The sequence below is a fragment of the Pandoraea pneumonica genome (assembly GCF_902459645.1).
Lineage (GTDB): Bacteria > Pseudomonadota > Gammaproteobacteria > Burkholderiales > Burkholderiaceae > Pandoraea > Pandoraea pneumonica.
Genome location: NZ_CABPSK010000002.1, coordinates 379,341 through 395,155, shown reverse-complemented (window position 1 = coordinate 395,155; position 15,815 = coordinate 379,341). Strand labels below are relative to the sequence as shown.

8 protein-coding genes are annotated in these 15,815 nt (G+C 62.6%); 7 read left to right on the top strand and 1 reads right to left on the bottom strand.

Translation table 11 applies throughout. The annotated features are described in order from the left end of the window. Positions 1-352: 352 nt before the first annotated feature. The 7 genes from PPN31114_RS10810 to PPN31114_RS10780 all read left to right on the top strand — a co-directional run bounded on the left by PPN31114_RS10810 (position 353) and on the right by PPN31114_RS10780 (position 9,692). Positions 353-2,416: an ATP-binding protein gene (locus PPN31114_RS10810; protein ID WP_246182506.1), complete on the top strand. Its 2,064-nt coding sequence runs from the start codon at positions 353-355 to the stop codon at positions 2,414-2,416. 281 nt (positions 2,417-2,697) lie between these two features. Further along, on the top strand, positions 2,698-3,450 hold the full coding sequence (locus PPN31114_RS10805) for an IclR family transcriptional regulator (RefSeq protein WP_150679518.1): 753 nt from the start codon (positions 2,698-2,700) through the stop codon (positions 3,448-3,450). 44 nt (positions 3,451-3,494) lie between these two features. After that, positions 3,495-5,147, top strand: a complete 1,653-nt coding sequence (locus tag PPN31114_RS10800) for an OPT/YSL family transporter (RefSeq protein ID WP_150679517.1) — start codon at positions 3,495-3,497, stop codon at positions 5,145-5,147. Between the two features lie 67 nt (positions 5,148-5,214). Continuing rightward, positions 5,215-6,405 carry an aminotransferase class V-fold PLP-dependent enzyme gene (locus tag PPN31114_RS10795; protein WP_150679516.1) on the top strand — a complete coding sequence of 397 codons (1,191 nt, stop codon included), beginning with the start codon at positions 5,215-5,217 and terminating at the stop codon, positions 6,403-6,405. Between the two features lie 56 nt (positions 6,406-6,461). Next, positions 6,462-7,175, top strand: coding sequence for a dipeptidase PepE (gene pepE, locus PPN31114_RS10790; RefSeq protein WP_150679515.1), 714 nt, complete (start codon positions 6,462-6,464; stop codon positions 7,173-7,175). A gap of 58 nt (positions 7,176-7,233) precedes the next feature. Next, the gene (locus PPN31114_RS10785; protein WP_150679514.1) at positions 7,234-8,175 is read left to right on the top strand and encodes a DUF1177 domain-containing protein; all 942 of its coding nucleotides are present in this window, start codon (positions 7,234-7,236) and stop codon (positions 8,173-8,175) included. Between the two features lie 353 nt (positions 8,176-8,528). Beyond that, positions 8,529-9,692: a porin gene (locus tag PPN31114_RS10780; RefSeq protein ID WP_150679513.1), complete on the top strand. Its 1,164-nt coding sequence runs from the start codon at positions 8,529-8,531 to the stop codon at positions 9,690-9,692. A 133-nt stretch (positions 9,693-9,825) separates the two neighbouring features. Here the strand turns inward: PPN31114_RS10780 and uvrA are convergent, their stop codons facing one another. Further along, positions 9,826-15,747, bottom strand: a complete 5,922-nt coding sequence (uvrA, locus tag PPN31114_RS10775; RefSeq protein WP_150680359.1) for an excinuclease ABC subunit UvrA — start codon at positions 15,745-15,747, stop codon at positions 9,826-9,828. Between the last annotated feature and the right edge of the window lie 68 nt (positions 15,748-15,815).

The following is a 15,815-nucleotide window of genomic DNA, read 5'->3' as shown; positions in this document are numbered from 1 at the left end:
GCTGACGAAAAGGGGCAGTCTTATATAAGACCCTGAGTGTAATCGTTCTACCGCCGCTCGGAAACCCGGGATTTCGAGTCGTGGCTCCACCCCAGCTTATAGGTGGCATAAGGGTTTGCGTATGACATCCGCCCGACGGGGCTTTGCGGGAAGCGACCGTTTTTAGGTGTGCAGTTGCAGCATTCGATATGGCGTTTCACTTCGTGAGAAATGAGCGCGCGGTAGTAGGAATCCGAAAAATAGCTTTGGCACTCATCAAGCGTTGCAGCACCCCGTCGCGTTATCCACAATCCTGCCCAGTCCCCCCGACATCACCACCCTTGTGCACCTTCGAAGGGGATATCCCGTGAGCATGAACACCAATTTAGCGGGGCGGTTACGTAATACGCCGCTGCCGCAGCACAAAGGCCTGCTTCCGCTATTCGAAGCGGTCGTGAATTCGATCCATGCCGTCGGGGATCGCGCGCCGGGCACGGCGCGGGGCGAGATTCATATCGATATCGAACGCCTCGCACAGACCGACCTCGCCCTCGATGAGGCAACGTCGCGACGCGGTGCACCGCCCACGGCCCCGATCTCCGGCTTTCGTATCGTCGATAACGGCGTGGGTTTCGATGACGCCAACATGGCCTCGTTCGAGACGCTCGACAGCGACCACAAAGCCGCCCACGGTTGCCGGGGCGTGGGGCGCTTGCTCTGGCTCAAGGCGTTCGAGTGCGTCACGGTGACGAGCGTCTTCCGGGTCGGGCGCTCGCGCGCGCGGCGGCGTCAGTTTCATTTCACCGCCCGGCAAGGCATCCGCAGCGTCGAAGTGCGCGAAGCCAAAGCCCGGGACACACACCAAACCACGGTGCATCTTCAGGGCTTCTTTCAGAGCTATCGTGAAAAATCGGTCAAGACGGCGCGGGCCGTCGCGAACAGTCTCTTCGAACATTGCCTCTGGTATTTCGTCCGCGACGGCGGCGTGCCGCGCATTGTGGTGCGTGACGGCAACGAAAGCATCGATCTCGCCGACGTCTACGACAACTACCTGTTCGGCGGCGCGCAGCGCCAGACGCTCGACATCAAAGGTCATCCCTTTGTCATCACCCACGTGAAACTCAAGACTAGCGCGGTCACGCAACCGGCCATCGCTTGGTGTGCCGCGAGCCGTGTCATCGAATACGAGTCGCTTGCGAGTGGCAAATTACCCGGGCTTCACGGCAAATTGCAGGACGAAGAGGGTGACTTTACCTATGCGTGCTACGTCACGTCGCCTTGGCTCGATCAGCATGTGCGCCCTGAGCGCATCGGCTTCGATATTCCCGAGTCGTCGGACGATCTCTTTGGCGACGGGTCGCCAGGACGCGCCGATATCCGCGATGCGTTGCTGGCCGCGGCAACCGGGTACCTCGCGCCGTGGCTTGCCCAAACCCGGCAAGCGAGCCGCGACCGCGTGGAGCGCTTCGTAGCGCATCGTGCACCCCGCTACCGCCCGATACTCCCTCATATCGATCAAGACCGGCTGAGCGTACCGCCCGACATCTCAGATAAGGATCTTGATCTGCTGTTGCATCGCGAACTGGCCAACGTCGAGCATTCACTCGTTGCCGAGGGACACGACCTCCTGCAATTCGCGTCGAGCGAAACCACCGAAGCCTATCGAAAACGCCTCGCGGGTTACATGGCGAAGGCGAGCGACATCAAACAGTCCGATCTGGCGAACTATGTTTTCCATCGCAAGATCATTCTGGAAATTCTTGAACGCGCGCTACAACGCGACGACGACGGTCGCTTTGTACGTGAAGAAGTGATTCATGAGTTGTTCATGCCGATGGGGAAGAGCTCGGACGAAGTGCATCCGGAGCACGGCAATCTGTGGCTGCTCGATGAGCGTCTGGCGTTTCACTCGTATCTGGCGAGCGACAAGCCGTTGCAGTCGATGCCGATTACCGATTGCGACTCCGGGCGCAGACCCGATTTGTGCGCGTTGAAGGTATTCGACCGCCCAATGTTGATGGCGGACGGCGCGCACGGGCCACTGGCATCGCTCGTCGTGGTCGAACTCAAGCGCCCCATGCGCAACGATGCAGCGGCCGGCGTCGACAAGGATCCCATCGAACAAGCCATCGATTATCTGGTGCGCATTCGCGCCGGGTCCGTCACGACACCCGGTGGTCGGCCCGTACCGGGCGCGGCGTCTCTGCCGGGCTTTTGCTACGTCGTCTGCGACATCACCCGCTCAGTCGTCCAACGCTGCCAGATGCTGCAACTGAGCGAGACCATGGATGGGATGGGGTTCTTTGGCTACAACAGCCACTTCAAGACGTACATCGAAGTGATCTCTTACGACCGGCTGTTGCAATCGGCCTACGAACGCAACCGCGCGTTCTTCGACAGGCTCGGCTTGCCGTGCGGCAGCCGCCCGACACCTTAGTCGCTTCGACCTATCGTTCTCGCCCAATGAAAAACGCCCGGACTTGTCCGGGCGTTTTGTCTCGGCGCATGGGAGACGTCATGCGCTCACCGGGAATGCCCGGCAGATCCAGTATTCATGCGGCTTTCGACGCGATTCTCAGCACACGTCGCACCAAAAATGGGCGAAAAGCGACACGGGTGTTTACCCTAGATTTGTGAATTTTGCGTTGCCGCCCCATTTTTGCCTTTCTAAAATGTACCACATATAGACACAGTGGTGCTAATAGAGAGACAAATTATATGACGCTGAAGACGCTCGACAACGCGCTGACGCTATTGCGCCACTTCACCGCCGAGAATCCGACGTGGGGTGTACGTGAGTTGGCCAAGGAGACCGGCATCAACCACTCGGTGGTCCAGCGCATTCTCGCGACCTGCGCTCAGCACGGTTTCGTCACGCAGCGTGGCAAGTCGCGTAAGTACGCGCTTGGCATGGCCTTTCTCGAATTCGCGCAGTCGTTGCGTGAAGGACTGCACCTCTCCGATCTCATCCTGCCGATCATGCGCCGTCTCGCGGCCAACACCGGCGAGACCGCGTTTCTCGCCGTGCTCGATGGCAAGGAAGCCGTCTATCTCGAAATTGCCGAGTCGGATCAGAACATCAAATACTCGGTCGCTGCGGGCACGCGCTTCGCGCTGCACGCGGGCTCGTCGGGCAAGGTCATCGCCGCGCATCTGCCCGATGCCCAACTCGACACCATTCTCGAACACGGCCTGAAGCGCTATACGAGCAGCACCATCACCGACCCGGACGCCCTGCGCGCCGATCTCGCCGCCATTCGCGAGCAAGGCTGGAGCTACTCGGCCAACGAATTTGCCGACGGTGTGTTCGGCCTCGCGTTGCCCGTGTTCGACGAGACCGACGGCATCCTCGCCTCGTTCGGCGTCTCCGGCCCCGACTTCCGCATGACCGACGACAAGCGCCGCGAGATGCTCGCCGCCGTGCGTCAGGAACTTGCCGAAGTGCAGTCGCTCATGCGCCGCTTTTACTGACCCGCTCCGATTTCGCCAGATAAGTCCCTCCGAGAATCAACCCGATGAAATCCGCCCCGCCCTCTGCCGCTGCCAAGCCACCTGGCGCACCCTCCGGTGCTCCCTACGCGCCGCTCGACGGCAAACACCCCACGGTCTTCGAGCCGACGTCGCTGCTTCTCATGGTGGCCGTCTCGGTCGCGGGCGCGATCATCGGCATGCAACTGATCGTCACGCTCGGCATCTCGGCGAACACGTCGATCATCGGCGCGCTGCTCGCCATGCTCGTCGCCCGCCTGCCCATCGCGATGATGCGCAAGTTCCGCTCGGTGCACCGTCAGAATCTGGTGCAGACGGCCATCTCGTCGGCCACCTTCGGCGCGTCGAACAGCCTGATGATCCCCATCGGCATCCCGTTTGCCATGGGACGTCCCGACCTCATCGTGCCGCTGCTCATCGGCGTGATGATCGCCATGTTCCTCGACGGCACGGTGCTTTACCGCGTCTTCGACTCGAAGGCCTTCCCCGCGACGGGTACGTGGCCTGCGGGCATCGCCACAGCCGAATCGATCATCGCGGGCGATCAGGGCGGCAAGAAAGCACGTCTGCTCGTGTACGGCGTGGCCGGTGGTGTCGTCGGCTCGGTACTGGGCGTTCCGATGTCCGCGTTCGGCGTGGCCTTCATCGGCAACATCTGGGCGCTCGGCAGTTTCGGCGCGGGCCTGCTCATCAAGGGTTACTCGCTGCCGCTGCTGCACGTCGACCTGAACAAGATCTATTTGCCGCACGGCTTCATGATCGGCGCCGGTGTCGTCGCACTCATTCAGGTGACGTTCCTCGTGCTGCGCGGCAACCGCAAGGGCGCGCAAGCCGAGAACGGCTATCAACCCACCGTCTCGGATCGCAAGCTCGTCGGTTTCCTCGGCGCGAGCTTTCTGGCGTATGTCGGTATCGCGTTGCTCATCGCACTGTGCGCCGGACTCGCCACGCATATGTCGCCGGGCATGCTGATCGGCTTCTTGCTGTTCGCAGCGTTCGCGGCCTTCGCGCATGAACTGATCGTCGGTATCGCGGCCATGTATTCGGGCTGGTTCCCGGCATTTGCCGTGGCACTCATCACGCTGGTGATCGGCATGTTGTGCGGCTTCCCGCCGACGGCCCTCGGCCTGCTGGTCGGTCTGTCGTCGGCCACCGGCCCGGCGTTTGCCGATATGGGCTACGACCTGAAGACCGGCTTCATCTTGCGTGGCAACGGTGCCGATCCGGCATTGGAGCGCGCAGGCCGTAAGCAGCAGTACTACGCCGGTATGCTGGGTTTCTGCGTGGCAGCCGTGGCCGTGGTGCTCGCCTATCCGCACTTCTTTGCCAACAACATGTTCCCGCCGGTCGACAAGGTGTATGCCGCCACGATCGAAGCCGGTGTGTCGAGCGATATCGGCCATCAGTTGATGATCTGGGCAATTCCCGGCGCGCTGCTGCAATTGATCGGCGGCCCGAAGCGCCAGTTGGGTGTGCTCATGGCCACCGGCTTGTTGCTGATGAGCCCCGCAGCAGGTTGGGCCGTCGCGGCGGGTCTCGTGCTGCGCGTGCTGATCGTGCGCCGCTGGGGCGCAGCAGGCGAATCGGCCTGCGGCACGCTGGCTGCCGGTTTCATTGCAGGCGATGCGCTGTACAGCTTCTTCAAGCCGTTGCTGTTCGGCAAGTTGTTGGCCAAGTAATTTCGAGTGGCGCGCACGTTTGCAGTGCGCGCCCGTTGTCTTTGTCTCACCCCCGTAGGACAGTTCGATGGATCTGAATCGCATCACCGCCGAGAGCGCACTCGCGCCCGGCCTCGTCTACTTCGATCACGCCGCCGCCTCGGTGCCACCGCGCTGTGTCGTCGACACGATGACCGCGTATCTCAACGAGACCGCTCGCACCGGCCCGTACCTGCCCGCCTTCCGTCGCGAGACGTATGCGCGTGTCGAGCAAGTGCGTGCCGCCACGGCAGCCTTCGTTGGCGCCAACGCGTCGGAAATCGCCTTCACCAAAAACGGTAGCGAAGCCATCAGCCTCGTCGCTGCTGGCATCGACTGGCAAGACGGCGACGAAGTCGTGCTCTCCGATTTCGAGATGATTTCGAATCAGGCCCCGTGGCTGCAATTGCAGGCACAAGGTCGTGTGAAAGTCGTCGTCGTGCCCGCCAACGCCGATGGCGTGATGGAAGTCGACACGCTGGCGAAGTATCTGACGCCGCGCACGCGACTGATTTCGATGGCGCATCTGCCGAACGTGACGGGCGCATTGCAACCCATCGACGCGATCTGTGCGCTGGCGCGCGAGCGCAACGTTTGGACGCTGATCAACGCGACGCAAACCGTCGGCATGGTGCCGATCGACGTGCGCGCGCTCGGCTGCGATTTCCTCGCCACTTGCGGGCGTAAAGCCCTGCGTGGCCCGGAAGGCAGCGGCTTTCTGTACGTGCGCGAAGCGCTCATCACGCAACTGCGTCCGGCATTGATCGGCTGGTGGAATGCATCGATCGACGCCTCGGGTGCACTCTCGTTGCCGCCCACTGCCAAGCGCTTGGAAGCTGGTTGCCCGATCGTGCCGTCGATTCTCGGCATGGGCGAAGCGATCGCCTTCGCTCAGTCGCTGGGCATGGCCGACATCTACGCCCGTGTACAACAACTCACGCGTTACGCCGTCGAACAATTGCAGACGTTGCCGGGCGCCGAGATTTACGGGCCGTCGAAGGTCGAGCAACGATTGAGCCTGGTGCCGTTCAACGTGAAGGGCCTCGAAGCCGACGCCATCGTGGCGCATCTGGAAGCCGCTGGTGTCATCATCGAAGCCGGTCACTTCATGGCCACGCCGATTCTCAAGCGCTTCAACATCGAGCGCATGGCGCGTCTGGCGGTACATTATTTCAATTCCGAGCAGGAAATCGACCGGGCGGTGGCTCTGATTCGCGAATTGCTCGACAAGCGTTCGTGATCCGTCCTTCAGTCATCTTTGATCCGTCACTTCATTCTCTCGACGAGGCATAAGCCATGAAACAAATTCTGATGATGAGCAGCTCCCGCAAGGGCAATCTGGGCTATCTGGAGCATGCAGACGATCAACTGCACGCCCTGCTCAAAGGCCGCGCCAAGCGCGTGCTGTTCGTGCCGTACGCCGGTGGCATTACGTTCAGTTACGACGAATACGAGTCGCGCGTGAAGCCGGTGTTCGAACGTCTCGGTTACGAACTCGAATCGATTCATCACCACAAGGATCCGCGCGCGGCCGTCGAGCAAGCCGAAGCGATTGCTGTGGGCGGTGGCAACACGTTTGCGCTGCTCGATCGCATGTACAACGCGGGCATCGTCGGCCTGATTCGCGAGCGCGTGAACGGCGGTATGCCGTATGTGGGCTGGAGTGCCGGTTCGAACGTCGTGTGCCCGACCATCCGCACCACCAACGACATGCCGATCGTCGAGCCGCCCACGCTCAAGGCGCTGAACCTGATTCCGTTCCAAGTGAACCCGCACTTCATCAGCGGCAAGCCGGCAGGTCACAACGGCGAATCGCGCGAAGAGCGTCTGGCCGAGTACCTCGGGATCAACCCGGACGAGCGCGTCGTCGGCATTCCGGAAGGCACCGCCCTGCACGTGCAAGGCGACAACGCCACGGTGCTGGGCGAATTCGACGCGCTGTATTTCAAGCAAGGCGGCGCCATCGACAAGATCGCGACGGGCAGCACGTTCGCGCTCGCATCGATCTGACGTCGGCACCACTGCACGGCGTCAACTCGCAATAAACGGATTCAAGAGGTACAGAAACATGGCATTGCAGCAAACTCTGGCGGTCTATGAGCTCATCGACCTGCCGAGCGTGAACGGCGACGACATCGTCGCGCTGTTCGCGCCCTACGCCGACGCTGGCGTGACGGTCGCCGTCGAGCGTGTGACCGAAGATCGCGTGGCCGATTTCATCAAGATCGTGGTGCCGGGCGCCGCGGGCAAAACCGCCGGCGGCACGGCCCCGACGCTGGGCCTGATCGGCCGTAACGGCGCGATCGGTGCCCGTCCGGACCGGATTGCACAAGTGTCGGATGCCGATGGCGCAACGGCTGTCATCGCCGCCGGCCTGAAGCTCGCACAATTGCGCGCACGTGGCGACACGTTGCAGGGCGACGTCATCGTCACCACGCACCTGTGCACGGACGCACCGATCACGCCGCGTCAGCCGGTCGACTTCATGGGCATGCCGTGCAGTTCGGCGACGATGAACCAGCTCGAAGTCGACCCGGCCATGGACGCCATCCTCTCGGTCGATACGAGCAAGGGCAATCGCGTGTTCAACGAGCGCGGGTTTGCGATTACGCCGACGTCCAAGCAGGGCTATCTGCTGCGCGTGTCGGACAGTCTGCTCAACATCATGCAGCAGACGACGGGGCATCTGCCGCGCGTGATGCCGCTCACGACGCAGGACATCACCGACTACGACAACGGCCTGTATCACATCAACAGCATCATGCAGCCGACCGTGGCGACCGAAGCCCCGGTGGTGGGCGTGCCGATCACCGCGCAAGCGGCTGTGGCCGGTAGCGGCGGCAGCGCTAGCCATGAAGTGGATATCGCTGAAGCCGTGCGTTTCTGCGTGGAAGTGGCGATTCAGTACACCGATCGTCAGCGCTATCAGTGCGACTTCTACAGCGAGACGGAATACGCACGACTGCTCGAACTGTATGGCCCGATGACGGTGCTGCAAAAGGCGGCATAAAGCTGCGTAAAGCTGCGTAAAGCTGCTAAAGGCTGCCGGTAGTGCAAGGTGGCTCGTGATGAATCGAGCCGCCTACCTTTTCTCCAAGGCGACAGGCTGAACCGCGACACGGCCGCAACGGGTCACAAACCCGCGCGACGTGCCTAACTGCCGCCAATGCCCTGACACAACCGGTTCACCGGCGACTGCGCCGGACCTGTGTCGAGTGGCTCCTCTGCGACGACATGACGTCGTTCTCTTGCCTAGTGCACGAGAGCGCGGGGGCGTTTTTGCGTCAATTTTTTGTATCGAGGGCCAGCACGCATGCCATGGCCCCGTCTATTTCTCGTGATTCAAGACCGACCGGAACTCTCATGAAATATCCGCTTCCTTCCCTGATCGCCGCAGCCGCTGGCGTGTGCTTCGCCTGTGCCGCCCCGAGCGCGTTTGCGCAATCGAACGTCACGTTGTACGGCGTGCTCGACGCCGCTGTGGTCATGCAGACCAACACCAGCCCGCAAGGCGGCAAGACCTTCAGCGTGCAACAGGGTGGCGAAGGCTTCCTGTCGGGCAGCCGCTTCGGCCTGACGGGCAGCGAAGACTTGGGTAACGGCATGAAGGCGCGCTTCGTGCTGGAAAACGGTCTCACGATCAACAACGGCAACTTCGACCAGCAGGGGCAGTTGTTCGGGCGTCAGGCATTCGTGGGGTTGTCGGGTGCGTTTGGCGAAGTGGATATCGGCCGTCAGTACACGGGCGCATTGCTCGCGGTGTCGGCTGTCGACCCGCTGTCTGTCGGCGCTCCGGCGACGAATTCGTGGCAGGTGTACCTCACGGGCCAGCGCTTTAACAACGCGCTGACGTACACGAAGTCGTTCGGGGCGATTGGCGTGAATTTGCAGTACGCACTGGGTGGTATCGCGGGTCAGGGTTCGGCGCGCTCGTCGCTCTCGGGTGGTCTGTCGTATGACGGCAATGGCCTGAAGCTGACGGGGCAGTTGCAACAAACGCGCGATACACAAAGCCGTACCGCCAAGCTGTGGGTGTTGGGTGCGAAGTATGCGTTTGGTCCGGCAACGTTCTACGCTGACTATCTGCAAAGCCAGCGCGATGCGGGCTTCGACGTGACGAACGGCGGCGTCGATTTCGCCTCGATCACGAACATGAGCACGCCTGCGACGGCGAGCTCGACGGCATCGATCGGCTCGGTGTTCAGCGCTGCACGCCGCGATCAGTTCTTGACGCTGGGCGCGACGTACAACTTCAATCCGGCGCTCTCGCTCACGGGTGCATGGATGTACAACAACACGTCGGCAAGCAACTTCGGCGGCACGCGTCAAACGGCTTACGCGATTCTCGATTACCGCCTGTCGAAGCGCACCGACGTCTACGTGGCCGGTGCTTACGATCACGTGAACGGCGATTGGTCGGGCCTGTTCGGCACGTCGACCACGTCGTGGACCGGCGGCTCCGGCGTGCGCCTGAATGGTCACGACAATCAGGTGACCTACTACGCAGGCCTGCGTCATAAGTTCTGATCGGGTGTGGCGGTAATCGCCGCCTATTCGACGTGACTCGGAGCGATTCGACGAGCCGTCACGAAAAGCAAACGGGACGCCATTGGCGTCCCGTTTGTCCTTCTGCAACGCGGCCGTCTTGCGACGACGTCGACTACTTCACCGACTCGACTTCTTCGACCTTCGCCACCGTCTGCGCCAGCAGCGGTCGCAAAGCGACGCCGGTATGGCTCGCTGCAACCTTCGTGAGGGCATCCGGCGACGTTGCCGCCACGACCGTGCCGCCTTCCTTGCCGCCTTCTGGTCCCATGTCGACGATCCAGTCGGCTTCCGCAATGACGTCGAGGTTATGCTCGATCACGACCACCGTGTGTCCGCCGTCGACCAAACGATGCAGCACCTTGATCAGGCGCGCCACGTCGGCCATATGCAGCCCCACGGTCGGCTCGTCGAGCACATACAACGTATGCGGTGTTTTCTGACCACGGCGCGTGATGTCGTCACGCACCTTCGTCAATTCCGTCACTAGCTTGATACGCTGCGCCTCGCCACCCGAGAGCGTCGGTGACGGTTGCCCCAACGTCAGGTAGCCCAGCCCCACGTCCTGCATCAACTGCAACGGGTGTGCAATGCTCGGCATCGACGCGAAGAACTCAACCGCTTCGTCCACTTCCATCGTCAGCACGTCGCCAATGCTCTTGCCGCGCCACGTCACCGCCAGCGTCTCGGCGTTGAAGCGCTGCCCGTGACAGACATCGCACAGCACCTTCACATCGGCCAAGAAGCTCATGCCGATGGTGCGCACCCCCTGCCCTTCGCAAGCCGGGCATCGCCCCTCACCCGTATTGAACGAGAAACGCGATGCCGAGTAACCGCGCGCCCGCGCTTCAAGCGTGTCGGCAAACAGGCGCCGAATCGTGTCCCAGAAGCCGATATACGTTGCGGGACACGACCGCGGCGTTTTGCCGATGGGCGTCTGGTCGACTTCGAGCACCCGATCGATGGTTTCCCAACCCGTCACGGATTCGCAACCATGCCACGCATGCGTCACGGCGCGGCGCGGTTCTGCCGGGACCTCCGACTTCGCGCGCGGCTTGCCGTCGGCCTTCACCGCATGGCGAACCGTTCCCTTGCGCGCGCGACGCTCCGCTGGCGACGACATCACCGAACGGCCCACAGCATCGAGCAAGTTCGTCATCAACACGTCGCGGGCGAGTGTCGACTTGCCTGACCCCGAGACGCCCGTGATCGCCGTCAACCGCGACAGCGGCAACGACGCCGTCACGTTCTTCAAGTTGTGCAGCGTCGCGCCATGCACCGTCAGCCAATTCGGCGGCACAGCCTCCGCGCCCTTCTTCGGTGCGGTAACTTCGCGACGCGGCTGAAGCGGATGCTGCAACGGATGCGCCAGGAACTTGCCCGTCAGCGAATCCGGGTGCGATGCCAAATCGGCCACGCTGCCCTGCGCCACGAGCGTGCCGCCGCGCTTGCCCGCGCCCGGCCCAATATCGATGATGTGATCGGCGCGACGAATGGTGTCCTCGTCGTGCTCGACCACCACCAGCGTGTTGCCCTGATCGCCGAGCTTGCGCAACGCACCCAGCAGAATGCCGTTGTCACGCGGATGCAAACCGATGGTCGGCTCATCGAGCACGTAACACACGCCCTGTAAGTTGCTGCCGAGCTGTGCCGCCAAACGAATCCGTTGCGACTCGCCGCCCGAGAGCGTCGGTGCCGCACGATCGAGCGTCAGATAGCCAAGGCCCACTTCTTCGAGGAATTCCAACCGCCCCTGAATCTCGCTGATCAGATCGCGGGCGATGCTCGCGTCGCGGCCATGCAAATGCAGCCCTTGCACCCATTGGCGAACATCGGTCACCGTCCACTGCGCCACATCGGAAATCGCTTCCTCGTCGAACGTCACCGCGCGCGCCACCGGATTGAGTCGCGCACCGTGACAGTCGGGACACGGCTGGTCACCCACGCCTTCCGGCTCTTGTTCTTCCGACGGCAGCGAATGCTCACGCCCGCGATTGTCCTGCGCCAACACCGTGTCGTCGAACGCTTCACGCTGCTCGCGCGTGAGCGCTAGCCCCGTGCCCACGCAGGTCGTACACCAGCCGTGCTTGCTGTTGAACGAGAACATGCGCGGATCAAGATCGGGGTAACTCGTGCCACATACCGGACACGCCCGTTTCACCGAGAACACTTCAATCTCGCCAACGCCCTCACCCGGTTGTTCAGCCGTCATCGCATCGCCCAGTCCGTCGAGCGGTGCGAGCAGATGCATGACGCCCTTGCCCTGCTCAAGCGCCGCCGCGAGCAGCGTGCGCAGCAAGCCTTCGTTCTCAGGCGTAATCACCACGTCGCCGACAGGCAACTCGATGGTGTGTTCACGGAAGCGATCGAGCTTCGGCCACGGATCGACCGGCAGGAAAACGCCGTCCACACGTAAGTGCGAATGCCCACGCGCCTTGGCCCATTTCGCCAAATCGGTATAGATACCCTTGCGGCCCACGACCAGCGGAGCGAGCAGGCCGACGTGCTGTCCACGCCGGTCGCGCAGCAACTGCGCCACGATGGAATCGGGACTCTGTGCCGTCACCGGTGCACCGTCGTGAATGCAATGCTGAATGCCAAGCTTCACGTACAGCAGGCGCAGGAAGTGCCAGATTTCAGTCGTCGTCGCCACCGTGCTTTTGCGGCCACCGCGCGACAGCCGTTGTTCGATGGCCACCGTCGGCGGAATGCCATACACCGCATCGACTTCCGGACGCCCTGCCGGCTGCACGATGGAGCGCGCATAGGCGTTGAGCGACTCCAGATAGCGCCGCTGGCCTTCGTTGAACAGGATGTCGAATGCGAGTGTCGACTTGCCCGACCCGGAGACCCCAGTAATCACGCTGAATTTGCCGCGCGGAATGTCCACATCGAGCGACTTCAGGTTGTGCTCTCGTGCATTGACGATGCGAATGGCATCGCCGCCCGCAGGCTTGCGATGCGCACGTGCGGCACGGACCGCGGTCTGCAACGGCATGCCCGCATCGCTCGTTGCGCGTGCTGGGCTTGCCGCGATGGCCTGCCCCGGTGCCACAACGTTGCGTTCGTAGTCGGCCAGCGCACGCCCTGTGTGCGAGCCCTGACACGCCACCACGTCCGCGAGTGTCCCGGCGCACAACACTTCGCCGCCGCCCTCACCACCCTCCGGCCCCAGATCGATGATCCAGTCGGCCGCGCGCACCACATCGAGATTGTGTTCGATCACCAACAGCGAGTTGCCGCCATCGAGCAGTTTGCCGAACGCGCGCATGAGCTTGGCGATGTCATCGAAGTGCAAGCCGGTCGTCGGCTCGTCGAAGATGAACAACCGTCCGCGATGCGCGACCTTCTGCCCGCTCGCCGTCTTCTTCTGCGCCGCCTCAGCCAGGAAGCCTGCAAGCTTCAGACGCTGTGCCTCACCGCCCGACAGTGTCGGCACCGGCTGCCCAAGCTTCACGTACTCCAGCCCCACGTCGACGATCGGCTGCAACACGCGCAGCACATCGCGATCCGACGAGAACAGTTTCACTGCCTCGTTCACGGTCAGGTCGAGCACGTCCGACACGCTCAACTCGCGCATCGCTTCGCCAGGCACGGCGCGACGAATCTTCACATCGAGCACTTCGGCGCGATAGCGCTTGCCATCGCAATCCGGGCAGCGCAAGTACACGTCACTCAGGAACTGCATCTCGACGTGCTCGAAACCCGAGCCACCGCAGGTCGGGCAACGCCCATTCCCCGAGTTGAAACTGAACGTGCTCGCGTTGTAGCCGCGTTGCAACGCAACCGGCTCGGCCGCGAACAGCTTACGAATCTCATCGAACGCACCGACGTAGCTGGCCGGGTTCGAGCGCGCCGTCTTGCCGATCGGCGACTGGTCGACGAACACCACGCCAGACAACTGCTCGGCGCCCGTCAGTTCATCGTGCGCCCCGGGGGCTTCGGTCGGATCACCGAAATGACGCGCGAGCGCCGGACTCAGAATGTCCTGCACCAGCGTCGATTTACCGGACCCCGATACGCCAGTGACACATACGAGGCGTTGCAACGGAATCTCGACGTCGATCTGCTTGAGGTTGTGCTCTCGGGCGCCGGAGAGTGTAAGACGCGGCGTCTCGCCATCGACCGGACGCGCCCGCCAGTTCGACGCGTTCGCCACATGCTTGCGCCCACCGAGATAGCTGCCCGTAAGGGTATCGGCATGCCGCACTTCTTCCGGCGTGCCGTCGAACACAATCTGTCCACCGCGCTCGCCGGGGCCGGGCCCCATGTCGATCACGCGGTCGGCGGCCAGCATGACCGCCGGGTCGTGTTCGACCACCACGAGCGTATTGCCCGCGTCGCGCAAACGGTGCATGGCGGCCACGATGCGGTCCATATCGCGCGGATGCAGACCGATACTCGGCTCGTCGAGCACGAACAGCGTGTTCACGAGCGACGTGCCCAGCGCTGTCGTCAAGTTGATCCGCTGGACTTCGCCGCCGGAAAGCGTGCGGCTCTGACGATCGAGCGTGAGATAGCCGATACCCACATCACACAGATACTTCAATCGCGTGCCCACTTCCTCTTGCAGCAGCTTGAGGGCATCGTCGAGCAGGCTCGACGGCAAGGTCAGCGAATCGAAGAACTGACGCACGCGCGAAATCGGCATGAGCATCAGATCGTGCATCGTGAGACCGGGCAGCGCTTCGAGTTGCGCGCGCGTCCACGACACCCCGCGCGGCATAAAGCGCTGCGACGGCGGCAGTACGGCGTCGGCGTTCTCCTTCGACCCCAGCCGCCACAGCAGCCCTTCGGTCTTGAGTCGAGCGCCGCCGCACGTCTCGCAGGTGGTGTAGCTGCGGTATTTCGAGAGCAGCACGCGGATGTGCATCTTGTACGCCTTCGACTCCAAATAGCCGAAGAAGCGGCGCACGCCGTACCACTGTTTATTCCACTCGCCCTTCCACGTCGGGTCGCCCTCGATCACCCACTGCTGATGCTCGGCCGAGAGCTTCGACCAGGGCGTGTCGCGCGGAATGCCCGCCTTACCGGCGTATTCGAGCAAGTCTTCTTGAATCTCTTTCCATGCAGGCGTCTGAATCGTCTTGATCGCACCGCCGCGCAATGTCTTGCGCTCATCGGGAATCACCAGACCGAGATCGACGCCGATCACGCGGCCAAAACCACGGCAAGCCTCGCAGGCGCCGTACGCCGAGTTAAACGAGAAGAGTGCCGGCTGCGGGTCGGCGTAATGCAGATCGCTGTCCGGGCAGTGCAGGTCCTGCGAGTAACGCCAGATGTCCGGCTCGCCTTCTTCGGCGAGCACGTAGACGTTCACCCGGCCGCGCCCGCGTTTGAGCGACGACTCGATGGCCTCCATCGCGCGCGCTTTCTCGGTGTTTTGCAACCGGAAGCGGTCGGCCACCACGTCGAGCACCTTGCGCGTACCGGTGGCGCTCACGACTTCGCGCTCGGCTTGCACACGGGTGTAGCCCGATGCGGAGAGCCATTGCTCGACCTCATCGGCAGTGACGCTGCCCGGCAATTCCACGGGGAAGGTGACGACCAGACGCGGGTCACCCTGCGCGGTACGCGCCATCAGTTCGGCGTAAATGGTCTCGGGCGTATCGTGGCGAACGGGTTGCGCCGTCTCGCGATCGAACAGCGCCGCCGCGCGAGCGAACAGGAGCTTGAGGTGGTCGTTGAGCTCGGTCATCGTGCCGACCGTCGAGCGCGAGCTGCGCACGGGGTTGGTCTGATCGATGGCGATGGCGGGCGGCACGCCTTCCACATGATCGACCTGCGGACGGTCCATGCGGTCGAGGAACTGGCGCGCGTAGGCACTGAAGGTCTCGACATAGCGGCGCTGGCCTTCGGCAAACAAGGTGTCGAAGACCAGGCTCGACTTACCGGAGCCGGACGGACCGGTCACGACCGTCATCTCACCGGTCTGGAGATCGACGTCGAGGTTCTTGAGGTTGTGCTGGCGGGCACCACGAATACGAATGGCGTGGTTGGCCGACGGATCAGCCGACGTGTCGGTCGACGGGTCGATAGACAGGTCAGGTTTCGAGGACGAGTTATCCAATTGTTCAGGGCCGCTTGGTTGACGTCTGAAAGTGC